This is a genomic window from Pseudomonas sp. WS 5503 (genome assembly GCF_012985385.1).
In the GTDB taxonomy this organism is placed as follows: Bacteria; Pseudomonadota; Gammaproteobacteria; order Pseudomonadales; family Pseudomonadaceae; genus Aquipseudomonas; species Aquipseudomonas paracarnis.
The window spans coordinates 810,043-834,271 of sequence record NZ_JAAQWI010000001.1 but is presented as its reverse complement, the minus strand read 5'-3'; the positions used below and the strand labels follow the sequence as shown (position 1 = coordinate 834,271).

Annotated in this window: 15 protein-coding genes; 9 read left to right on the top strand and 6 right to left on the bottom strand. The window is 61.2% G+C overall.

The genetic code is table 11. The features are described from left to right. Positions 1–147: 147 nt before the first annotated feature. The 3 genes from HBO10_RS04020 to HBO10_RS04010 form a co-directional block, all read right to left on the bottom strand. Positions 148–2,565, bottom strand: a complete 2,418-nt coding sequence (locus HBO10_RS04020; protein ID WP_034127999.1) for a glucose/quinate/shikimate family membrane-bound PQQ-dependent dehydrogenase — start codon at positions 2,563–2,565, stop codon at positions 148–150. A gap of 224 nt (positions 2,566–2,789) precedes the next feature. Next, complete coding sequence (locus tag HBO10_RS04015; RefSeq protein WP_034127998.1) at positions 2,790–3,005, bottom strand: hypothetical protein; 216 nt, start codon at positions 3,003–3,005, stop codon at positions 2,790–2,792. A gap of 31 nt (positions 3,006–3,036) precedes the next feature. Next, positions 3,037–5,055 (bottom strand): TonB-dependent receptor, encoded by a 2,019-nt coding sequence (locus HBO10_RS04010; RefSeq protein WP_034127997.1) that lies wholly within the window; start codon positions 5,053–5,055, stop codon positions 3,037–3,039. 169 nt (positions 5,056–5,224) lie between these two features. On the opposite strand from HBO10_RS04010, the gene HBO10_RS04005 reads away from it, so the two are divergent. After that, the gene (locus HBO10_RS04005; RefSeq protein WP_003188882.1) at positions 5,225–5,458 is read left to right on the top strand and encodes a VF530 family protein; all 234 of its coding nucleotides are present in this window, start codon (positions 5,225–5,227) and stop codon (positions 5,456–5,458) included. Between the two features lie 4 nt (positions 5,459–5,462). Continuing rightward, entirely contained in the window at positions 5,463–6,089 is a 627-nt protein-coding gene (locus HBO10_RS04000; protein WP_034127996.1) for a Pr6Pr family membrane protein, read from the top strand. 47 nt (positions 6,090–6,136) lie between these two features. On the opposite strand, the gene HBO10_RS03995 is transcribed toward HBO10_RS04000, so the two are convergent. Both HBO10_RS03995 and HBO10_RS03990 read right to left on the bottom strand, forming a co-directional pair. Next, positions 6,137–6,904, bottom strand: a complete 768-nt coding sequence (locus HBO10_RS03995) for a siderophore-interacting protein (protein ID WP_034127995.1) — start codon at positions 6,902–6,904, stop codon at positions 6,137–6,139. After that, entirely contained in the window at positions 6,901–7,410 is a 510-nt protein-coding gene (locus HBO10_RS03990; RefSeq protein WP_034127994.1) for a PadR family transcriptional regulator, read from the bottom strand. The genes HBO10_RS03995 and HBO10_RS03990 overlap by 4 nt, the downstream gene beginning before the upstream one ends. A 462-nt stretch (positions 7,411–7,872) precedes the next feature. Between HBO10_RS03990 and HBO10_RS03985 the strand changes: the two genes are divergently transcribed. The 5 genes from HBO10_RS03985 to HBO10_RS03965 all read left to right on the top strand — a co-directional run bounded on the left by HBO10_RS03985 (position 7,873) and on the right by HBO10_RS03965 (position 13,596). Then, positions 7,873–8,373, top strand: coding sequence for a CS1 type fimbrial major subunit (locus HBO10_RS03985; RefSeq protein WP_034127993.1), 501 nt, complete (start codon positions 7,873–7,875; stop codon positions 8,371–8,373). 112 nt (positions 8,374–8,485) lie between these two features. Further along, entirely contained in the window at positions 8,486–11,008 is a 2,523-nt protein-coding gene (locus HBO10_RS03980) for a CS1-pili formation C-terminal domain-containing protein (protein WP_034128157.1), read from the top strand. A gap of 21 nt (positions 11,009–11,029) precedes the next feature. After that, complete coding sequence (locus HBO10_RS03975; RefSeq protein WP_034127992.1) at positions 11,030–12,283, top strand: hypothetical protein; 1,254 nt, start codon at positions 11,030–11,032, stop codon at positions 12,281–12,283. Positions 12,284–12,349: 66 nt separating this feature from the next. Beyond that, on the top strand, positions 12,350–13,108 hold the full coding sequence (locus tag HBO10_RS03970) for a pilus assembly protein (protein ID WP_034127991.1): 759 nt from the start codon (positions 12,350–12,352) through the stop codon (positions 13,106–13,108). Between the two features lie 5 nt (positions 13,109–13,113). Continuing rightward, entirely contained in the window at positions 13,114–13,596 is a 483-nt protein-coding gene (locus tag HBO10_RS03965) for a CS1 type fimbrial major subunit (protein WP_034127990.1), read from the top strand. Positions 13,597–14,394: 798 nt separating this feature from the next. Here the strand turns inward: HBO10_RS03965 and HBO10_RS03960 are convergent. Further along, positions 14,395–17,493: a transglycosylase domain-containing protein gene (locus HBO10_RS03960; protein WP_034126433.1), complete on the bottom strand. Its 3,099-nt coding sequence runs from the start codon at positions 17,491–17,493 to the stop codon at positions 14,395–14,397. A gap of 183 nt (positions 17,494–17,676) precedes the next feature. On the opposite strand from HBO10_RS03960, the gene HBO10_RS03955 reads away from it, so the two are divergent. Together HBO10_RS03955 and HBO10_RS03950 are read left to right on the top strand one after the other, a co-directional pair. Beyond that, complete coding sequence (locus tag HBO10_RS03955; RefSeq protein WP_034126434.1) at positions 17,677–22,257, top strand: hypothetical protein; 4,581 nt, start codon at positions 17,677–17,679, stop codon at positions 22,255–22,257. Between the two features lie 376 nt (positions 22,258–22,633). Then, entirely contained in the window at positions 22,634–24,052 is a 1,419-nt protein-coding gene (locus HBO10_RS03950) for an amino acid permease (RefSeq protein WP_034126435.1), read from the top strand. Positions 24,053–24,229: the final 177 nt, after the last annotated feature.

The window sequence follows — 24,229 nt, the reverse complement described above, 5'->3', positions numbered from 1 at the left end:
AGTTTTATCCGTACGCCTTTTGTATTACGCAGGGCGTGCGCACTAAATTAGTTTTAAAGGGTTGAGGGGAAACGCTGGGGCATTATCAGCAGGCAAAAAAAAAGCGGCTGCCCGTTCGGGCCGCCGCTTTTTTACCGCCAGCGCTACTTAATCCGGCAGTTTGAACGCCATTACATAATCACCCTGCTTGGTCCCCAGGGAACCGTGACCGCCCGCCATGACCAGCACGTATTGCTTGCCGTCCTTGCCGGTGTAGGTCATCGGGGTGGTTTGCGCGCCTGCAGGCAGGCGGCCTTCCCACAGTTGCTTGCCGTTTTTCACGTCATAGGCACGCAAGTACTGGTCCAGGGTGCCGCTGAGGAACGCGACGCCACCGGCGGTGGTGAACGTACCACCCAGGCTAGGCACGCCCATGGTCAGTGGGATTGGAACCGGCGAGCTGTCACGCACGGTGCCGTTCTTGTGCATCCAGATGGTCTGGTGGGTGGTCAGGTCGACCGCCGCCACGTAGCCCCAGGCCGGTGCCTGGCACGGCAGGCCCATCGGCGACAGCAGTGCTTCAAGGATCACACCATACGGGGCGCCTTTGTTCGGCTGCACGCCTTCGGTTTCGCTGACGCGTGGGCCTTGCTTGGCAATGTCGGCAGCCGGGATCAGCTTCGATTTGAACGCCATGTAGCTTGGGTTCACGAAGGCGATCTGGCGCACCGGGTCAACCGAGATACCGCCCCAGTCGAACACGCCGAAGTTGCCTGGGTACACGATCGAACCTTGCAGGGACGGCGGGGTGAACGGGCCGTCGTAGCGCATGGATTTGAAATCGATCCGGCACAGCATCTGGTCGAACGGTGTCACGCCCCACATGTCGCGTTCTTTCAACGGCGGCGGCATGAAGTTCAGGTCGGACTTGGGTTGGGTAGGGGAGGTGCGGTCGCCCGCCACTGCGCCCTGTGGCACCGGGATTTCATTGACGGGCACCACTGGCTGGCCAGTGGCGCGGTCCAGCACGTAGATGCTGCCTTGCTTGGTCGACGCCATCACGGCTTGCTTCACGCCCGCAGCGGTCTTGATGTCGATCAGCGAAGGCTGGCCGCCCACGTCCATGTCCCACAGGTCGTGGTGGGTGAACTGGAAGGTCCACTTCACATGGCCGGTGTCGATGTCCAGGGCGGTCAGGCCCGCGGCGTACTTCTCGGACTCATCGGTACGGTCGCCGCCGTACTGGTCGGGCATCTGGTTGCCCATCGGCAGGTAGAGCATGCCGAGTTTTTCATCCACGGCGAACATGGACCACATGTTCGGCGAGTTGCGGGTGTAGGTCTTGCCCTCGGCCAACGGGGTGGTGTCGTCCGGGTTGCCGCTGTCCCAGTTCCACACCAGCTTGCCGGTGTGCACGTCGAACGCGCGGATCACGCCGCTTGGCTCGTCGATGGAAACGTTGTCAGTCACGTGACCGCCGATCACGACCAGGTTCTTGGTCACGGCCGGTGGCGACGTGGAGTAGTAACCGCCTGGGGCGAAGCTACCGATGTTGGCACGCAGGTCGACCTGACCTTTGTCACCGAAGTCTTCGCACATCTTGCCGGTGTCGGCGTTCAGGGCGATCAGACGGGTGTCGGCGGTCGGCACGAAGATGCGTTTCGGGCAGGCATTCGGAGCGGCGGCCGGGCTGGCAGTGCCAGTCGGGCTCTGCTCGGAAGCGTAAGCGGCGTCATCGTGGTACGACACGCCACGGCAGGTCATGTGCGCCCAACCTTTGAAGCTCTCAGCACCCTGGGTGGTGATCTTCGGGTCGAAACGCCAGATTTCCTTGCCGGTATCCGGGTCCAGGGCAATCACTTGGCTGTGCGGTGTGCACACGTAGAGCATGCCATTGACTTTCAGCGGGGTATTTTCCGCGGTGGTTTCACCGGGATCGCCTGGGCCAGGGATGTCGCCAGTGCGATAAGTCCACGCCGGCACCAGCTTATGGGCATTCTCCGGGGTGATCTGTGCCAGTGGCGAGTAACGATCACCAAAGGCCGAACGGCCATAGGAGTTCCAGTCGCCATCGGCCTGGGTTGGCGCAGCGCTGGCCATACCCGGCACCGCGTCGCGGTCCAGTTGGCCGGTCTTGACCATTTCACCTGGGTTGGTGAATTGGCTGGCCAGGGCGGTCGCGCCCGCCAGCACCACGGCAACGCTCAGCGCGCCAGTGCCCAGCGGTGCGGCTTGGCCACGCAGCAATGGCCGACGAAACCACGGCAGCAGCATGACGATGCCAAGGGCGAACAGCAGGGCCAGACGCGGCACCAGTTGCCACCAGTCTAGGCCCACTTCCCACAAGGCCCACACGGTGCTGGCAAACAACACCAGTGCATACAGGCCCAGCGCGGCGCGGCGAGTGGCCAGCAGCAATACGCCGGTCACGGCAATGCCGATACCGGCCAGCAGGTAGTACAGCGACCCGCCGAGCATACTCAGCTTGACGCCACCGGCCAGCAAGGCCAGCCCCATGATCAGCAGCAAGACCCCCAGCAGCCTGGGCAACAGGCGGCTTGGGCTTGAGGCACCATCAGTGCTCATAGTGTGTTTCTCCGTTACGTTGGAATTATGTAACCCCGTGCTTCACTCACTGTAGATGACGATTCGGCTCGGGCTTGGTTCATCGTTATTTTTGGTTTTTTCTGTGGATAACTTGGTTATCCACAGGCGGGCAATCAATCCCCTGGCGCAGGTCGATTCAAGACAGCGCTGTCTTTGTGCAGGAAGAAATTCGGCAAAGGGAGTCGACCGGGAGGTGAAGCGTTTCAGATTGTTGCGAAGGATAATGCGGCGGGGCGTTTTGAGAAAGGGTGAATCGCAAGATGCATCATTTCAGTTTTGGTAACAGTGACAGATAGTCGCTGCAAAAATAGCCTGATGGCAGGCTCTATCTCTGTAGGAGCGAGCTTGCTCGCGAAAAACTCACAGGCGCCGCGTTTATTCAGGAAGCGCGCGTTATCGTTGGCGTTTTTCGCGAGCAAGCTCGCTCCTACAGGGGGGGTGAGGTGACGGTTAGAAAGTGGTGCGGATGCCGAACTGCACACTGCGCCCCGGCGCCGGTGCGATGTCGCGCAGGATCGAGCTGGCATAGCGCACGGTCTGGTTGGTCAGGTTCTCGCCATTGACGAACGCCAGCCACTGGCTGCCGCCCACATTGAAGCGATACCCCGCGCTGGCGCCGAGGGTGGTGTAGCCATCGGTGCCGCTTTCGTTATCCGGCACACGCCCTTGGCCTGCGGCATGTTCCACGTCGATACGCGCTTGCCAGCGATCCAGTTCCCACAGCAAGCCACTGTTCAAACGCAATGGCGCAATGCGCGGCAAGGCTTCGCCGGTGTCCAGGTTGGTGGCACGGGTGTAGTCGCCCGACAGTTCCAGCGCAAACTTACCGTAGGCGCCTTCGCCGAGCTTCCAGTGATCCTGGGCTTCGAATCCGGCGAAACGTGCGCGCACGCCAGAATATTCGTACTCGGGAATACCACTCGCGTCCTCTTCGCCTTCATCGTTCAGGGTACGACCCGTGCCCAACAAGCCGATGTAATTGGAGAAGTGGCTATAGAACACGCCAAAGCTGCCCTTGTGGGTGCCGTTGTCAAAGCGCAGGGCCAGGTCGCTGGACACGGCCTTTTCTTTCTTCAGGTTGGCATCGCCCAACTCGTAGGTACCGGTGGCAACGTGGGCGCCGTTGGCGTACAGCTCGTAAAAGGTCGGCGCGCGTTCGGTGTAGCCGAGGGTGGCAGCCAGGGACCAGATCGGCGTGAGGGTGTACACCGCACCTGACGACAGGCTACCGGCGGTGAAGTCACTGCTATTGTCGGCATTGGCAAAACGCTCGTTGCCTTTGGCGTTCGGGTCGACGCTGGTGTGTTCCAGGCGTGCGCCGAGGCTGAGTTTCAGGCGTTCGGTGGCTTGCATTTCTTCGAGGATAAACAGCGCGCCGGCGTTGGTGTCGGTCTGCGGCACGAAGGCTTCTTCGCCCAGGGCCGAGAACTCGTTGCGGGTCACTTGGGCGCCGACCACGCCATCGAATGGGCCAATCGGCTGGTGACGAGCTTCCACCCGCGCTTCATAGCCTTTGTTCTTGAAGGTGGTGCCGGTTTCACCGCCTTCGATTTCGCGGTGTTCGTAGTCGGTGTACCCGGCGTCGATTTTCACCGAGGTAAACGGCCCTTGCAGGTTGCGAATCTCGGAGGCAAAGGCGTAGTGGTCCTGTTTCATGCGGATGCGCACATCCTGCTCGGCGGGTGAGCCGTAGTTACTGTCGTAATTACTGTAGGACAGCCCGGCATAACCATCGTCCCAGGTGTAGGAACCGCCCACCGCGCCGCCGTCCTGGCGCCCATTGCTGTTACCCAGGCGCCCGTTTTTGCCGGGTCCGTTTTCGCTTTCCGGCGCGTGGCGGCTGCGGGCATAGCCTGGGATTTTAAGGTCGTTGAACTCGCGCGCATTGGCATCCAGGTGCAAGGCGAAGGTGCCGTTGCCGGCTTCCAGCTTGCCGGCGCTGCTGCGGGTGGTGTCGGCGCCGCCGTAGCGCAACTCGCCAGCGCCATGGATGCCTTCGATGGCTTCGGTGGGGATGCGATTGTCGAAGGTGTTGACCACCCCACCGATGGCGCTGCCGCCGTACAGCAGGGCTGCCGGGCCCCGCACGATTTCGATGCGGTCAACGTTGATCGGGTCCAGTGGCACCGCGTGGTCGTAGGACAGCGACGAGGCATCCAGCGCCCCCACGCCGTTACGCAGGATGCGAATGCGGTCGCCATCCTGGCCGCGAATGATTGGGCGGCTGGCCCCCGGGCCAAAGTACGAAGACGACACGCCCGGCTGCTTGTTCAGGGTTTCACCGAGGCTGCCTTTTTGTTGCAGGGTCAGATCATCGCCTTCCAGCACGGTGGTGGGCGAGGCGAGTTGTGTGCTGCCCAGCGGGTTGCCGGTGACTACTTGGGGTGGCAGTTCAAGGGCATGGGCCTGGGAGCCAATCAACAGGGCGGCGGCGAGGGGCGACAAGCGCCAGAGAGAAGGCAGCGACATCGGAAATTCCTGGGCAAAATGACTGATAATTTAAGTTACAATATAACATCTCTTTTCTGTGAAAAAGGGGAACTTTTCCTGGCGGGCTATATTCAATGCGATGCTTCCACCTGCTCGCCCCGTCGGCTAAGGTGCGCGGCTGTGTTCCTCTTTTTGCAAAAGGCCCGGCATGACCGCGACAAGCAACGACCCGCTCCACGGTGTGACCCTGCAGCACGTGCTCACCACCCTGGTGGAGCATTACGAGTGGAGCGGCTTGGCCGAGCGCATTGATATCCGCTGCTTCAAGAGTGACCCGAGCATCAAGTCGAGCCTGACTTTCCTGCGCAAAACCCCGTGGGCGCGGGAAAAGGTCGAAGGCTTGTACGTCAAGCTGATGCGTACCAAACGCCCACTGGATTGAGTGCATGAAGCGCTTTGTTGCGGCGGCAGCCTTGGCCGGTTGGGTGGGGTTGGCGATCCAGCAATACCTGATTCTCTATTCGCGCTGGGCTAGTGGCGCGAGCTTGCTGGGCGGCCTGATCAGTTTCTTCAGCTTCTTCACCGTTCTGACCAATACCCTGGTGGTCGTGGTGCTCAGCTACTCACTGGTCAAGCGCGACTCAGCCGCCAAGCGGTTCTTCCTCGCGCCTCGCATCAGTAGCGCGATTGCCGCGAGCATCGTGGTGGTGAGCCTGGCCTACAACCTGCTGCTGCGGCATCTGTGGAGCCCGCAAGGCTTTCAATTTATCGCCGATGAATTGCTGCACGACGTCATGCCGTTGTTGTTTGTGGTGTATTGGTGGCGGTGCGTGCCCAAGGGTACGTTGCGGCTCAAACACATTGCCGGCTGGGTGATCTACCCATTGGTGTACTTCGGTTATGTGCTGCTGCGGGGGCATATGCTCGGGCAGTATCAGTACCCGTTCATGGATGTGGACAGCCTCGGTTATCCACAAGTGTTTGTGAATGCCGGAGGGATTTTGGCAGGGTTTATCGTCATTGGGCTGGTGATCGTTGGCCTGGACAAGCGCCTCAAATCACCCTCGATTTAAAGTGAGCACCATTAAGGTGGGAGCAGGCAAGCCAGCTCCCACCTTATTCATTCTTCTTCGCTGCCCTCAGCACGCCAGTAACCCACGGCCTTGAGGTATTCCTCATTGACCTTGTGCGTATCCAGCAGCACCCGCCGTACCTGGCGTGACAACTTGGTTTCGGTGGCGACAAAGCTGTACAGCGTGCCGCTGGGCAGCGTCAGGTTGCGCACCACGTCGAGCAGGTCATCCTGGCCGCGCATCACCCAAATAATCTCGACGTCCGCCGCGCTTTGCAGCGCTTGTTGCTCCGCCGCATCGGCGATTTCAATCACCGCCAGCACCTTGCGCCCGGCCGGCAGTTCTTCCAGGCGTCGACCGATGGCGGGCAGGGCGGTTTCGTCGCCGATCAGCAGGTAGCTGTCGAAAATGTCCGGCACGATCATCGAACCACGTGGCCCACCGATATACAGGTGCTGACCGACCTGTACCTGCTCGGCCCAGGTGGAGGCAGGGCCATCGCCATGCAGCACGAAGTCGATATCCAGCTCGCCGATTTTCAGGTCGTAGCGTCGCGGCGTGTAGTCGCGCATGGCCGGTTGCGGGCCGTCGCCCTTGATGGCGAACGTCGGGCTTTCCAGCGCCGCTTGCTCGGCGGCGTTCTGTGGGAACAGCAGCTTGATGTGATCGTCGCTGCCCAGGCTGACAAAGCCCGCCAGCTCAGGCCCGCCCAGTGTGATGCGGCGCATGCGCGGGGTGATGTCCACCACCCGCAGCACTTCCAGGCGGCGGCGTTTTATTTCATGGGTTACGCGGTGAATGGCTTGTGTGTTCATTGGTCTGTCCCGTCGGCAATGGCTTGAGCGGTGCGGTTGAGCAGCGCCGCAACACGAACGATTTCCTGTGGGCTCCAGTGCCCGTTGTGCGAATGCAAGGCATGGCGCAGGTTATGCACCGCTTCGTGGATTTCAGGTGGGCGGTCGTGGCCGCGCAGTGAGCGTTTGCTGACGTCGATGCGCATGCGCACGCCGTCCAGAGCAACGGCCTGCTCACTTAGAAAGAGACGACCGGCGTCGGTGATTGTGTAGTGCTTTTTTCCGCCTTCGGCATTGCCGCTGATCAGCTCGCTTTCTTCGAGGAAGGTCAAGGTCGGGTAGATCACGCCGGGGCTGGGGCTGTAGGCGCCGTCGAACAGGCTTTCGATGCGGCGGATCAGGTCGTAGCCGTGGCATGGTTGTTCGGCGATCAGCGCCAGCAGCAGTAATTTCAGATCACCCGGTGCGAAGACGCGAGGACCGCGACCGCCACGTTTTTCGAATTCACCGCGAGGTTCGTTTCTCATGCAGTCTCTCCAGACAGGTTTAGATATAACTTAAGATATATCTTAACGTGACGATAGGGCTTGGCGACCAACGGTCGTCGGCGCCTTTTCCGGCAGAGGACCTTGGAATACGTGGAATACAATTGATTTTAGAGTCATAACTTTAATTAGAGTTTAAACTCAGTTAAGTTTATGTCCGGCAGCTTGTTTGTGGTATTTTTCTGAGCGAAAGTTCTTTTGGTTGGCCCTGTTTTTTGTGTTGTAGTCTTGTTCTTACAGCTACTTTGAAAGTTTTGGCAAAGTGCCATGTTTTTCTCTCAATCCCTGATTAATAGGGCTACGAAGGCGTGAGAGGTTGCCTGCATACCTACTGTTGTTTTGAGTTGATCATTGTTTGGCGTTGCAACTAACGGCGGCGCGTTCGTTGTTAAGGCGGTTACTTGGCGACGAATCACTCAATGTTGATAACTACAGGTATTGACCATGTTCAAGAAGTTCGCGATTGCTGTTCCCCTGGCTGTTATGGCGCTGTCCTCCTCGGTAACAGCTTTTGCTGCCGGTGAAGCCAGCCACACCGTCAACATGAAGGCCACCATCCCGACTACTGTGTTCCACGCCCAGCCGCGTGACCCGAACTGGGGTCGCGATGAAATCATGACCTACAACCTGGTCAGCGGTGAGCTGGCGCCGTTGAGCGCCATCTACGACATCAAGAACACCAATGGTTCGGTTCACGCCTACATCGAAGGCGGCCCGGCCGTGCTGTTCAACGGTGACCCAAGCCAGAACATCCCGCTCACCACCACCCTCAATGGCGTGACCCTGACCGGCACCCCACAGGAAGTGGTCAACGAAGCCGACTCCACCCCAGGCGTAGGTGCGGAGATGCGCATCGTCGCAGCCAAGCCTTCGGCGACTCAGCGCGGTTCGTACACCTCCGTGATGCCAGTGGTCTTCGACGCGGTACTGCCAGTAGCGCCTTGATGCCACTTGATGCCCGCTTGGCGCGGGCATGACTTTTCAGGTCGGCGAATGCCTCCTCCGTTCGCCGGCCTGGTTTTTGATTCTGGTCTCCTGGCATTCAGAGTATCCGTTCATGTTCCCGATGACGCCTATCGCGGCTGCGCTTGCGCTGCTGATATGTACGAGTGCGCTGGCGGCACCTGCTGCTTCCGGTGCAGCCACGCCCGGCAGCCTGATCACTCAGGCCCAAGGCTTGCCCGCAGGCTTTGCCGATCACTTTTTCGATGTACCCCTGGCGGTGCGCGTAGACCTGGACCACCAACTGCTTGGCGAAGCGCTGATCGTGCTGTCCCGGGATGACCGCGTCACCCTGCTCGAATTCACCGACACCGGCGACAGCAAGGTGCCGGCTGCCACCCGCGACACCTGGCAAGGCCTGCTGGAAAAAGGCGTGGCGTTGGGCGCCTGCACCCAGTCTTGCCCGCAAAAGATGATCTCTGCTTACTACAATCTGGAAAGCTCGCAGTTGTCGATCCTCACGCAGGACGTTGAACTGAGTAGCGAAGCCCCGCGCTTTTACGACCAGCCCGACGGCGGCAGCCTGGGGTTGATCATCAACAACCAGCTCAACCTCAATGGCGGTCAGCAAGACAGCCTCGGCGGCCGTTATGGTTTGCAAGCCAGTTCCAGCGTGGGCAACTGGAGCCAGGTGTTCAACCTGCAACTGGCGCGCCAGAGCGGTAATGACCAACCCATGCGCCACGCGATTCATGAGCTGTATACCCAGCGTGAACTGGAAGGGCAATTTTTTCGCCTTGGCCACTTCACCCCCAATTCCGATGGCCTGACCCGTCAACTTCGCAGCTTCGGCGCCAGCCCCGACACTGCCTTGGGCGTCATGTACGGCAGCTCCGACAGCCTGGCGATCAACAACCCCAAGCCCAGCGTGTACCCGATCTACGTCACCGCCAACCGTCAGGCAGCGGTAGAGATCTATCGCAACGGCTTGCTGATCAACACCCAGGCCGTGGCCGCCGGCCTGCAAACCCTGGACACCCGGCCACTGCCCGGCGGTATCTATGAAGTGGAAGTACGCCTGGTGGAAGACGGCCTCACCACCAGCACTACCCAGGAGCTGGTGTACAAGCCCGGTAACTGGCGCAACGCCGAAGACCGCTGGCGCTACAACCTGTTCGCCGGGCGCGAAACCAAGCTGTTCAGCAACTGGGACGAGCAAGCCTCGGGTGCGGTGACGGCCGGCGCGTCGCTCAATTACCTGCTGCATCCACGGGTGATTCTTGGCCTGTCAGCCCGCCAGGTGCGCGAGCAACTGCAATATGGCAGCTCGGTGGACTGGACCGTTGCCGACAACACCAGCCTCTATGCCAATGTTTATCAAACCCGTGAACACGGCACGGGCCTTGACCTGCAAGGGCTCTACAGCTTCGGCGCGACCAACCTGGTGTTCAGTCACAACCGCAGCTGGCTCGACACCCGCGACACCTACGAAACCTTGCCCGACGGCACGCGCCTGCGGCGCAACACCTTTGTCGGCCAGGCCAGCAATTCGGCGTTGTCGGTCAACCATCGCCTTGATGCGAAAAACACTTTGAACATGCGAGTGTCCCACAGCCAAGGCAACGTCGAAGGTGCGGGGCTGGACCTGGGCTGGAGCCGTCACGACAGCTTTTTCGGCAGTGATGCCAACTGGCGTTTCTCGGTGTTCGACCGCCCCGGCAGCGCCGGCACCAATGACCAGCGTAACCGTGGCGTGGATGTGAGCCTGAGCGTGAACCTGGGCAGCGATGGCCGGCAGATTTCCGGCAGCATCGGCACCCGCACCGCCCGTGATGGCGGCCGCGATAACAATGCGTCGATCACGTATCGGCAGAACCTCACCGACCATGTGCTGCAAAGTGTCTCGGCCACGGCGATCACTGATACCTACGGCGTCGGCCTGTCAGGCATGGCCAACTTCAGTACCGACGTGGTCAGCGGCGACGGCTTTGTGCAGCGCAGCTCCTTCAATGGCGATTTCAGTGGTGGCTTGAACCTCAACAGCACCTTCGTCGCGGGCGCCGGGAAAATGCTGCTCAGCAGCCAGTACCAGGGCAACGGCGCGGGGATGATCATCGATGTGGAAACCGACCTCGACGAGATCGCCCTGCGCGCCGACGACCTGGGCGGCGGCAGCTCGGTACTGCGTCCGGGGCGCAACTACGTGCCGGTCTCGGCCTACAAGAGCAGCAGCGTGAGCTTCGACTTCGAAGGCAACCACCCGCCGGCGGCGAACATCCAGCCCGCACGCTCCAGTTACCACCTGAACAAGGGCGGCGTGGACTACCGCAAGATCACCGTGATGAAAACCGTCACCGTACTCGGCCGCCTGCTGGATGAACGCGGCGCGCCGCTTAAAGGCCATCACGTAATCAATCACGCCAGCCGTGGGGTCAGCGAAGTGGACGGGTTCTTCTCCATGGAGATGAGCGCCAGCGCGCCGACCCTGCAGGTGCGCTACCAGAACCAGTTGCTCTGCCAGTTCCGCCTGGACCCGAGCACTGCGCCGGATGAAAACGACGTGCTGATGATCGGTGATCTGCGCTGCACGCCGGACACGCTGGCCGAAGCTAACCACAAGGGCGAAACCGCCGGTTGACGGCGGTTGAAACGGGAGTTCATGACCTTGATTACCGCAATGAAAAAACGCTTGGGGCTCTGTGCATTCGCGCTGGTTTTGGGCGCTACCTACAGCTTGCCGGCACTGGCTATCGTCGAGCAGATCACGGCGGTGTTTCGCCCCGATCCGGCCAACCCAACGAGCAATAAATTCGTCAATACCACGCCGCAAAGTGGCTTGTGTCCCTGGCACGTTCCAGCCAGGTGCGAGGCGGTCAATACCTTCAGTATTCGTAACAGTTCGTTCCGGGCCTATTCCAATGGGCCGATACCGGCGTTTCCGGAGGATCCGCGCCAGAGCGCCTATTTCAAGGTGCCCTCGGCATTTCGCGATCTGCAAGTGACTCACACCGTCACCGGTCGTGCGGAGACGGTACAGATGCGCATTGCCGGTATTGGGGGACGGTGGAATGTCTCTTATCCACCGGGTGTGTCCGGCTGGGCCACGCCAGGCGTGGGCTGGAACGCTTATTGGCGAGGGGCGCCGGCACCGTGCTTGCCGATCAATTACATGGCGGCGGGACAAGCGTATGCGCTTTTTTTCTGGATCGTTCCAGAGAACGCCGGAGCCTGCAGCGTTACAAATGGTATGGAAATCGGGCGGATGAGCTACAGCACGCTTGAGTACGGCTACGAACTCAAGACACCAAACCCTCTGGGTATGGACGCTGGTACTTATGAGGGTTCCATCACTTACACCATGGGCCCGGGCGGCGATATGGATTTCGGCACAACCATGATCCCCGACGAAAACACCCTGACCTTCAACTTCATCTTGTCGGTGGAGCACGTGCTCAAGATTGACCTGCCGGCGGGCGGCAATCGCATCGAGCTGTTACCCGAGGGCGGTTGGCAGGCCTGGCTCAACCAGGGGCGGCGCCCCTCGCGGCTATGGCGTGACCAGACCTTCGCAATCTCCGCCAGCTCACGTTTCAAGATGACCCTGGAGTGCGGGCTGGTGATCGGCAACACCTGTGGCCTGCGTAACAACGACGGTGACGAAGTGCCGCTTCAAGTCGCCGTGAGCCTGCCCTATGGCTTGCGTGATCAGCACGACCAGGGCGTGAACAAACTGCCCCTGCCCCTGCGCCTCGACGGCGTCGGCACCGAACTGTTCCAGCCGTTGCAGTACGTGAACAACCGCGAGGGCAAGTTGCATTTCGAGGTGGGCAAGGATGACGTGGCCGACATGCTCAAGAAACCCGGCAGCACCTATTCCGGCGTGGCCACGGTGATCTGGGATTCGGAAGTCTAGGCGAGCCCGGCTCGCATATCGGCTCCCTGTGGTGGGCCGCGTTCAATCAATAAGGCGTAATCAAACATGAAACAAGCAGTGTTAGGGGCTGGGCTGTTGCTGATGTCATTGGCGGCGCAGGCCGGGCCGGCGATCAATGTCGGCGTGGTGTATGACTACTTGGAGGGCGACCGCAGTTCTTATCTCAAGCGGGTGTTCAACGGCGGCACCAGCACCGCCTTTATCAAGGTCAATGTGCTGGAAATTGTCTATAACGCCGACGGCACGTCCAGGGAAATCCCGGTGGCCTCCCTGACGGATGACAAGGGCGCCGCCACCAGCCGCGACGGCCTGATGGCCAGCCCGGCGCGGTTGATCGTTCCGGCGGGCGGGCGCCAGGGGACGCGCTTGCTGTACATGGGCGAGCGCGACAAGGAGCGTTACTTCCGGGTGCGCTTCATCCCGGTGGTGCCGGAGAAGGAAGACGACTTCGCCGTGACCGACGCCGAGCGCGACGAGTACAAAAAAGATCTCGCCGCCGGCGTCAACGTCATGGCCGGTTACGGCACGGTGTTTTTCGTTCGGCCCAAGGACACCCGCTTCGATACGAAGGTCGTCGAGACCGCCGACCAGTACACACTGCGCAACGCCGGCAACAGCGTGGTGGTACTCGATGAGTTCCGGGACTGTTCAGCGGCGAAAAAAACCGACTGCGAAGCCACCACCAAGCACCACATTCTGCCGGGGCGCCAATGGCAGCTTGAGAAGAAGCCCGGGCGTGAATACCGCTTCCAGATGATCGAAGGCCGCGACAAAACACCGATGAGGGTCAACAGCAACGGGTGATGACAATGTTCAAGCAACTGACGGTATGGGCGGGGCTGGTCGCAACGTTATTCATCGGCGCGCCGGTACAGGCGTTTCAGGAACGCCAGAGTTTTGATGTGTCGGTCACTATTCCGATCCACGAAGCCTATGTGCTGCCCTCCGAACCCGACTGGATGGCGCAGGACCAACTGCTGGCATGGGACCTGGCGACCTCCAGGCTCGGGCGCCTGCGCAAGAACTTCGACGTGAAAAACCTCAATGGCGGCGTAGCCGCGCGGCTGGGGGACGTGCCCTATCTGTTGAGCGGCCGCGACCGTATTGATTTGCGCGTGCTGTTCAACCGGGTGCCCCTGACCCTGGACTCGACCCAGATACTCAGCGCTGACGAGGCGGGCATGGGCCGGCGCGTCGAGCTGGAGATTGCTCCGATCGAGCCGCAGGGTGGATACCAGGGCGGGTCCTACTACGGCACGGTGCACCTGATGTTTGATTTTCTGGCGCCTTGACCGTTTGGGCTCATTTCATCGAGCTGCTGGTACTTCAGGTCGAAGGTGTTGCCGTTGTTCCATTTGGCGGTGGGGTTCTGCTGCTCAAGGTAACGCTCCCAACCTTCTCAACCGGGCTACCAGCGTACTGCGATAGGCCAGATGAATACCGGCCTCGTCGTCCGATGTGAGCCGGTGCTGGTCCAGCTGCGTGCGGGTAGCGGGGCTCGAATAACAGGGTTGGGTTGTCTGTAAGTCAGATGACTTACCCTAATCACGTCCATGAAAGCATGGGTATCTACACAACTTTTTGGTGCGACGCCGGACCTGTGGGAGGGGGCTTGCCCCCGATGGCGGCCTGGCAGCCGGTCAGGATGTTGGATCGGATCGAGTACATATCCGTTGTTTGGGTAACGGCCACTATTGGTTCCGCTTTTACAGCGGGTCACTTTTGAAAGAGCCCAAAAGTAACCAAAAGGCTCTTGCCCCACCACTCGGCACCTCGCTTAGGCTCGGTGTGCCCGTAATCCGCCAGTGATTTGGGGGGCCGCCGCCACGCGCCATCCATGGCGCGGGGCGGCTAAACCGGCATCCCTGCCGGTTTACCCCCCAAATCCCTGTCGAATTCCGGCCAGCGTGGTTTGACGGGGCGCCTAAGATCAAGATCAAAAGCAGAGCAAGAGCAAGAGCAAGAGCAAGAGCAAGAGCGGCTCGCTTCGCATCGTGGTTAGCGTCGGCAGTGGCTACAAAAGTTGTGTAGATACCCATGCCCATGAAAGGCCAATACATAACCATTGCATCGCAGTTTGCGCTGCACGCTTATTTACCGGTGCTGCTCACGCAGGCGTTCTGCTCGTCGCCTTGCAGGTATGGCATCAATAGGGGCGCCATGCCTTTGAGCACCTGCACCGGCAGCGCCGAGGTGAAGGTGAAACCCTGCGCCGAACTGCCGGGCACGAAGGCGGTGAGCGTGCCGAAGTGGCGCTCGCCGATATAAAACACAAAGGTGGCGGTGCGGTTGATCGCTTTGGAGCTGAGAATGCGCCCGCCGGCACCGATGGCTTCGATACGGTTATCGCCAGTGCCGGTCTTGCCGCCCATGGCCAACGGTGTGCCGTCGGCGTGTTTGAAACTGCCGGCGACGCGTTTGGCGGTGCCGGCATCGACCACCTGGGAGAGCGCGCCGCGCAGGGCCGTCGCCACCTCGGAAGGCATCACTCGGCGGGCGCGGTCGGGGGCATTGATCAGGCGGGTGTCATAGGGCGTACCGGCAGCAAAGTGCAGGCTGTCGATGCGCAGCACCGGAATGCGTACGCCGTCATTGAGGATGATGCCCATCAACTCGGCCAGCGCTGCCGGGCGGTCGCCGGAGCTGCCGATGGCGGTCGCCAACGATGGCACCAGATGGTCAAACGGATAACCCACGGCTTTCCAGCGCTGATGAATATCCAGAAACGCTTCGATCTCCAGCATGGTGCGGATACGCCCGTCGCGGGCGCTCTGATGGCGGCTTTTGAATAACCAGCTGTAAACCTCCTGGCGTTCGAACTGACTGGCTTTGACGATCTCGCTGAACGTCGCGTCCGGATGGTTGAGCAGGTAGCCCATCAGCCACAGGTCCAGCGGGTGCACCTTGGCGATATAGCCTTGGTCAGGCAAGTCATAGGCGCCTGGGCCGTAGCTGTCGTACAGCGTGTCGAGGCGTTTGTCGTTCAGCGTCTGCTGGCCTTTGGTTCCCGCCAGGCGCGCACGCAGGAAGCTGTTGAAACTCTCGCGGCTGGCGTCGGGCAGCAGGTATCGGTGCACAGCCGCCAGGCGGATCGGCGTGGGATGCAGACTGTCGAGGAAGGTTTCCAGGCGCGCCTGGGTGTCTTTTTTCTGGTACTTCTTCCAGAACTTGAGCAAAAAAGCGGTGCCTTCGCGGTCGGCGAATTGCGCCAGGTATTCCTGGCGGCGTGGCTCGCTGTCGTCCTTGAGCAACTGCGCGCTGTTGTTGGCGCTGGTGTAGGTGACGTAGCGCACCAGGTCGCGCATCAGGCGGATGAACGGCAGGTTGATCGACTCGCGCAGGGCATCGCGCAGGCTCGGGTTGCGGCCGTTGTCCTGGTTGCGAAAGTTATGGAAGCGGTGCAGGCCGCCACCGGTGAAAAAGCTTTCGCCGGGGCTGGCCGAATAGGTGCGGTCCAAGGCCGCTTCGAGCATGTCTGCCAAGGATTTGCCGGGATTTTGCAGCAGGTAGTCCACGGCCCAACGGCTGAGGCGGTCCTGCTCGGCGACCTCGACTTTTTTCAACGCTGCTGGCGTCAATGCGCCGTAGCGCTCATGTAGCTCGGCGATGATTTGCAGGTAGGTGGTCAGCACGCGCAACTTGGCGGTAGAACCCAATTCAAGCTTGCTGCCCTCGTTGATGTCGAACGGCTGGTCGGTGTTGTCGGTTTGCACCCGCACGCGCGCGCTGTCGGCGGTGCGCTCGAACAAGGTAAAGCTGTAGCGCACCTGCGGCGTGCTGGCGGGGGTGAGCAAGCGCTCGCCCAGCAGCCCGATCTCTTTGGCATAGACCGGGTCGGCCAGTTGCTTGAGGTACGCGGTGATTTGCTCCTGCAGTCGGCCTTGCAAGGTGCTGGTGGCGGACAGGTCCAGGCGGTCGAGGTCGTACAGCGGGCGATCGAGCAGCGCGGCCAGGCGGCTGCGGGCCACGCTGATGCCTTTGTTGGCCTCGATCTTCTGGGTGGTCGGTTGTTGCTGCCAGTCGCGGTAGGTGACCTGGCTGGCCAGCGCTGCCTTCAATAATCCCGGCTCGATCACGCCCTGTTGCGCCAGCAGTCGCAGGTGACTGTCGGTCAACTGCGCCAGCTCATCGCGGCCCTTGGTCAGGTAGTGGGACGGGCGGCGCTGGGCGATCATCAGCGACAGCACTTGGCGCAACGCCAGGCCACGGGCCGCCAGGCTGGGCGCGGTGTTCGTGGTGTCGGCCAGGGCCCGGTTGACCTGGTTGAAGTCGGCGCCATACCACACCCGCAGGCCTTCGGCCATGCCGTGCACTTCGCCGTGGCCGGGCACTGCCGAAAGCGGCACGCTGTTGAGGTAGTCGCGCACCACGTTCTGCCGAGCGAGGAGGGTGTCGGGGCCGTGCTGATAGGCGCGCACACTGGCCGAGAGCATCTGGCGCAGTTTTTCGCTGCCCGACAGGGTCAGGCCGTCCGGCGAATGGCGGTACTTTTCCAACTGCGTGGCCAGGGTGCTGCCGCCCGCCGTTTGCCCCGGCAGGTGCAACTGGCGCGCAACCTGTGACCACGCGGCCTTGGCAAAGCGCGGCCAGTCCACCGCCGGGTTGGCCTGGGCCGGCTGCGGGTCGAGCAACTCGCGGTTTTCGATAAACAGCAGGCTGCGCACCATCAACGGTGGCACGTCGCTGAACTGCGCATACAACTGCGTCGGGTAATTGAATTGATACAGCGGCGCGGCGCGGCAATCGGTGATGCTCAGCCCGGCCTGGATTTTTTCTGCGTAGGGAATAAACAGACCGTGACGGCTGTAGTTCATCAGCGCCGCGGAGAAGCGTGCCTGGGACTCGATCACGTAATTACGCTTGAGCAGGCGCGGCAGGAAGTCGCCCAGGGCGCTGTAGCCCAGGCGCTGATCGAAGGGCCCGGCGCCGGGGTACAGGATCGCATCGCTGGCTCCGGGTTCGACGCGGTAGGTCAACTGCGCGGCCCATTGGCTGAGGGTGCGAGCCTGCCAGCGAGCGCTGTGCATCTCGCGCAACACGGCAAAACCCAGGGCGAGCAGCACCAGCAGCAGGATCAGCCAGAACAGCCGGCGCCATGGCCGGGGCGGTCTGAATTTTTTCGGCAATGGGGCGGGTGACGGGCTGTCGGCTTCAGCCTTGTGCGAGTCGGTTTGCCACAGTGCGCCCATAGTCGACTGATCCATTCCTACAGATTGATCGGACTTGTCTGAAGCGTAGACGCGAATTGCCTTGCCCATGAAGTTTGTCGACGGGGCAGCACACAGCGCGTCATGGCAGGCGTTAATTGTCTAGGCCAGCGGGTCGCTCGGCGGCGGTTAGCGTTTGATTTTAACTGCCCTCAGAGTATCAACATGACCGCTTCCACCCCTCCAGCCGACTCACAGCACCTCATCACGAGCGAGCAAATCGAAACGTTGTTTCGCGAGCCGCCGTCATTGCTGGCGGTAGCGCAAGAAAGCGCCCAGGCCTACCTTGACCAGCATTTTGCTGAACACAAATGGCAGGCCGGTCTGATTTATATCGCTGCGCCCGCCGACACTGACGGTAGCCTCGTTTACCAGGCCTTGTCCGAGTGGCTGCTGCAACGCCTGGCCCTCGCCGGCCCGGTGTTGCTGGTGGCGGACTATCACGTGGTCGCCCAACGGGTGCGCGAGGTGTTTGTGGAAGGTGGCCCGAGCCTGGTTGAACTGGAGCGGCTGATCAACCGCTGCGGCGCGCTGTTGTGGAGGACCTACGTACGACGCCTGCAAGCCTGGTGGTGTGAAGAGTTGCCGGTGAACATGACGCGCTGGGGCTACCTGTCGGATGACCTGCTGACACTGCTGTATGACTCACCCAAGCCGCCGGGATACAGCGAAGAGCAATTCGCCACACTGTTCCCCAAAACCCTGCTGCATCCGATTCGTCCGGATAACGAGTGGAGCGCCCACGGCGATGCATTGCGGGTACAGGCGGTTTACCTGGCGGGGCCGCCCGTCGAGATGCTGCCGGTGCTGGTCCTTATTCACGGACAACAGCGCTTGCTGTTCAGCCCGGCCAGTGGCCTGCACCCGCTGCGCGACGAGGACGAAATCGCTGCATGGTTGCCGGCTTTTGCTGAGGGCGCGCGCGTAGAGCAATGGTTTGCCGAGGACGTTGACAGCGATCCGTTCGACGCCCTGGCGGCGAGCTACCTGGCACGTCAACTGCGCGACATCGACCGGATCGACCGCAACCTGGCACTTGCACCGGGGCAGCATCAGGCGTTGCTCGACTACATCACCGATCCGCGACGCTGGTTCGTCGCCAGCCTGGGCGCGCGTCAGCAAGCGCTGCGCAGCGCCATGCCGCTGTGGCTGGCTCACGCCGACGAGCAAGACAGCATCGCCTATGCGCGCCTGCTCCAGGCGCTGGTGGTGGCCCGCGAGCAAAATGGCGGAAAACAGTATCTCGACGGTATCGACTCGATCCGTCAGTTTGCCGATGACGCGCTCAAAACTTGCCTGCACGCTCAACCTGCGGCGCGCAAAGTGCTGCCTGCCGATGTTCAGCTGACCTTTAAACGGGTGATTGCCGCCGCAGTGCCGGTGCCGGGAGGTTTCATAGCGGGCGAAGTCGACCTGATCACCGTAAGCCTGACCGAACTGGCGCTGGAAAACCTGGCCGGGTTCCCTCACACCGTCACCAGCATCACGTTGAACGACGCCCCGGCGCCCGGTTGGTTGACTTACGACCTGCTGAGCGGGTGTGTGCAAACGGCTGACGTCGGCCAGGCTTACCCGGCTTTGTTGAAAAGAAAGCTGTTGGATGATCCAACCGAAAACGCTCGGCGCTTGCAGTTGTTCAAGCGCCAATTACGCGTGCAGTTGCCGATGCTGGCGTTGGAACTGAAGATCAAGGACGAGCACGGCCTGACGCTGGATGGCTTCAGGCGCGTGCAGGCTGCGCTGCAATCGCGCCTGGCCGATCGTACGGTACAGGGCCAGGCAATGGCGCTGTGGCCGCTGGCGTTCAAGGCTTCGGCGGCTGCTGACGCCGATGAGGTGACCGCGCACTTCATCATTGGCCCAAGGGCCGGGCAGGCGGGCGTGCATCTGCTGTACCGGCCATTGCTCGAACCGATGTTGCAGGAGTACGCGTCGATCCAAGCGTTGTTCGAGGCCATCAAGGCGCCAGGCCCATTACAGGACAGCGTGTTGACCTGGATCGCTCCGGCACGCCAGGCGGTCTACGCCAACGGCGGCTTCAATGAACCGCATATCCGTCGCTTTTTGCCTGGCGATGAGTTCGGCGTGTATGACAAACCGCCGGCGGCGCAACTGCACAAGCAGTTGGGCACGCAAGGCCCCTGCACCCTGGTGTTCAACGGCACGGCAAAGGCTCTGGTTGCCCTGGCTGACCGGCAATCGGTATCGAACGCCGAACAACGCTGGGCCCATATGAAAGAGGTAGGTTGGCTGTTGTTTGCCAGTGTCCTGCCGTTGACCAGCGGGCCGTTGCAATTGGGCGGATGGCTGGTGCAATTGGTCGACAGCCTGCAGCAGGATATTCAGGACCTGGCCAGCGACGATGAACAGGCCAGGAACAAAGCCGTTACGGATGTACTGAGCAACCTGATGGCAATTCTTGCGCACCAGGCCACGCCCCACGCCCCCCATCAGGCGCTGCAACTGGAGCACCCCGTCTTTGCGCCGTTGGCACGCGCCGAGCCCGCCGCGTCGGTGCCCGTTCGTGTCCCCGTGCCTGCAATGTTCCACACCCCGATCCGTTGGAGTAATGCGCGTAAAGACCTGACCACCGCGCAGAATGCTCGGGCACGCCGCCTGAGCCTCAGGGTTTTCTCCGGAGAATGGAGCAACGCCGAGCAAAGCGGCCCGCGCCAGGGTTTGGTCTATGACACTTCCTTTTCACCACCGCAATGGCATGCCTTGGTACGCGGGCACGTGTATCGGGTGGTGGACGAGGCCAATGCGGTGCGGGTCGTCAGCGCCGATGGCCGCGAGAAAGGTCCCTGGTTGAAATCCTTGGGTGACGGGTATTGGGATTTTGATGCGCGATTGCACTTGCCAGGGGGCAATGCCGATTCCGCGCTCGAAGCCGAACTGCAGGCACTTGAAGTGTCCGAGCCGAGCCTTGAACAGCAATATCGTGATGCTGGGCGCGCACGTGACAGGGCCGGTGCAGCCATGATCGTGGCGCGTAAGCTGGCGCGCGAATCAAAGGGCAAGGTTACCGAGGCACAGTTGGCGCAACTTGAGGAACGCTACCGCAAGGAAATGCAGAATAAGGTGACGTCCTCGCAACAAGAGCTGCAATTGCTGATGCGTTTGCGTGCGATCAAGCCACGGCCTCGGTATGAAGAAGAACTTTGTGAAGTGCTGGAATCACTGATTCTGGGCCTGCAATTACTGGATGCCGACACGCGTGAGCAGATGCTGCAGATCAATGCGCGCATCCGCCCTCTGCTCGATGTCCTGCAAGATGAGAGTGAGGACGAAGCCGGCTCCGATCTTAATCGCCAGGCCCATGCTGACCTGGACCGCAACATGCGTGAGCAAGTGGCAGCCGAGGAGGCGGCGATTCGCTGGCGCACGCTGGAAAAAACCTATATTGACCAACTCAGGGCAGTGCCGCGGCTTGGGCGCAACAAGGCCCGCGAGCTGCAAAATGACTTGGCTGCAAGGCCTTCGGTCCTGGATTTGCAAGCGTTGCAAGTGACCACACTGTGGGGCATCACCATTGATATCGAAGGCCCACCGCTGGAGGCGGAGTTTTTTGACAGCTTGAACCAGGTGATCAATCGTGCCCGCTGGGCCAGCCGCTCCCTGGCGGACCTGGAGCATCTTTCCATCGCGCGGGAAGAACGTGTAGAAGTGCTCAAAAGCCTGGGGCGCATCTATGCGCTCACCGACGACCACATTCAGTTCTGGCGCGCCATGGCGCCGGACACCTTTGACTTGGCCAATCTGCAAAAACTCCAGACGTTGCTGTCTGGCCTGCACCGTCAGGTTGAGGAGCAACTGGCTGACCTGCTGGACACCGCCCCCGGCGTGGTGTCGGTCAAGGCAGAGGCAGCAGGCTCGCGGCAAAAAAAGATCATCCGCACGCGCAACCGCGATGTGTATGTGGCCCGGGTCAAAGGCCCGACCGGCACCGCAGAGCTGGTGGACGACAAGGGCAGTGTGATCGCCACCTTCACCGAGGCCGACGACGGCGTATGGGAAGCGGTGGAACCGCCGGCCAAACCCCGTACGGCCAACCCGCAACTGGGAGCGCTGGTGAACAAGGGCCTGCGGCTGTTGGCAGGCGTCGACAACGCGATTGCGAAGGTGCAAGGCATGTCGGACAGGTGTGAGCCCGAATCCCTGCAAGCCCTGTTGGTGGCGCAAGCCAACAGTCGGCGTATGGTGGCGGCGGATATCGACAGAAAATTACGCAGCCTGGACGTGTCACGGCTGGCCGCCACCCAGCAGGCCAACGCCAGGGTGCGGGCCAGCGACTTGCGGGCCGCGGCGACGCGCCTGGAGGCGGCGGGTGTCGAGGCGCGTGTCCGGGCCAGCAAACTCAAGCTGACGCGGGCCGAAGATGTCGATTTCCTGCACGCGCTCAATGAGGTGCGCATCCAGCGACAAGGTGCCCGCGTACGCCTCAAGGGTAAAACCGTGGATTTTCTGCAAGTCTATGTTGTGCAGGATGCGCAAACGGCGCAGCCGCTGTGTTACGCGCACTTTCACTATGGAACCCGCCTGGGCCCGGACGATCACTACACCGCCGCCCACATCAAAAGCCCCGAGCAGCAGCGCCTGGGGCGCCAGGCCCAGGCCGAAGCTGAAGCCCAGGCGTTCGCCCGAATGCGCAGCGGCCAGACCGGGCGCGTGCAGCAAACCCTGGACATCGACCGTGCGAGCATTTCCCGGCTGCTGGCCAGACGTTTGTTTTTCAGTGTGGACTGAACGGCACGCCGGCTCCCACATTTGAACGGCCTCGGGGTGCAGAACCGCGCCATCATGTGCTTGCCCCCAGGTGTCCCGATCCTGACCGGTTATGCAATACTCTGCGCCGTTTCGCGCCGGGAAGGCCGATCTAGACGCTTGGTGCTTGCACCGTCCAAGCGGTTTTTCTCGGGGCTTATCGCCAAATTTCCCTGTTTATTGAGTGAAAAGACCTGACGTTAGCTTTTTATACTGCACGCCCGCTGACCTGTGCGCGTGAGTCGCACCAGGCGGATTTGCCCATGAGGCGAGTCCGGTCCAGCCGGTGTATCAGCCCATCCGCGGATACGCCCAGGCTCGGTGGCTAAATCCAATAACAAAATGAGGTTGTATTCCTATGCCTGTCGGCAAACCACTGCCCCCTGGCGAGACCGCTCAAGGCGGCCCGCTCAAACGCGAACTCGGCGAACGGCATATCCGCCTGATGGCGCTCGGCGCGTGTATCGGTGTGGGGCTGTTCCTGGGGTCGGCCAAGGCCATCGAAATGGCCGGCCCGGCGATCATGCTCTCCTACATCATTGGCGGCCTGGCGATCCTGGTGATCATGCGCGCCCTCGGAGAGATGGCCGTGCACAACCCGGTGGCCGGTTCGTTCAGCCGCTATGCGCAGGATTACCTCGGTCCATTGGCAGGCTTTCTCACCGGTTGGAACTACTGGTTCCTGTGGCTGGTGACCTGCGTCGCAGAAATTACCGCGGTGGCGGTGTACATGGGGGTCTGGTTCCCCGACACGCCACGCTGGATCTGGGCACTGGCGGCGCTGATCAGCATGGGCACCATCAACCTGATCGCGGTCAAGGCGTTCGGTGAGTTCGAGTTCTGGTTCGCGCTGATCAAGATCGTCACCATCATTGCAATGGTGATCGGTGGCGTCGGTATCATCGCCTTCGGTTTCGGCAATGACGGCGTGGCGTTGGGCATTTCCAACCTGTGGACCCATGGTGGCTTCATGCCCAATGGTGTGCAGGGCGTGTTGATGTCCCTGCAAATGGTGATGTTCGCCTACCTGGGCGTCGAGATGATCGGCCTTACCGCCGGTGAAGCGCGTAACCCGCAGAAGACCATTCCCAGCGCCATCGGCTCGGTGTTCTGGCGCATCCTGCTGTTCTACGTGGGCGCGCTGTTCGTGATCCTGTCGATCTACCCGTGGAATGAAATCGGCACCCAGGGCAGCCCGTTCGTGATGACCTTCGAGCGTCTGGGCATCAAGACTGCCGCGGGTATTATCAACTTCGTGGTGATCACCGCCGCGCTGTCGTCCTGCAACGGCGGCATCTTCAGCACCGGGCGTATGCTCTACAGCCTGGCGCAGAACGGCCAGGCGCCGGCGACGTTCGGCACCACCTCCAGTAACGGCGTGCCACGCAAGGCCTTGCTGTTGTCGATCTTTGCCTTGTTATTGGGCGTACTGCTCAACTACCTGGTGCCGGACCAGGTGTTCGTATGGGTGACGTCCATCGCCACCTTCGGCGCGATCTGGACCTGGCTGATGATCCTGCTGGCCCAGCTCAAATTCCGCAAAGGCCTGAGCCCAGCGGAGCAGGCGGCCCTCAAGTACCGCATGTGGCTGTACCCGGTCAGCTCCTACCTGGCGCTGGCGTTCCTGGTGCTGGTGGTGGGCCTGATGGCGTACTTCCCGGAGACCCGTGTGGCGCTGTATGTCGGGCCTGCGTTCCTGGTGCTGTTGACCGTGTTGTACTACGTATTCAAGTTGCAGCCCGCCGTCGCCAATAGCAGCGCGACCCGCTCCGTTTAAATGTGCGGGCTTGCCTGCGATAGCGGTGGTTCAGTTGCAGATTAATTGACTGGCCCGCAGCCTTCGCGAGCAAGCCCGCTCCCACAGGGGGATCTGTGCCGGGCGTTGATCCTGTGGGCAATACCCAACCAATGTGGGAGCTGGCTTGCCTGCGATAGCGGTGGTGCAGTTAAAAAG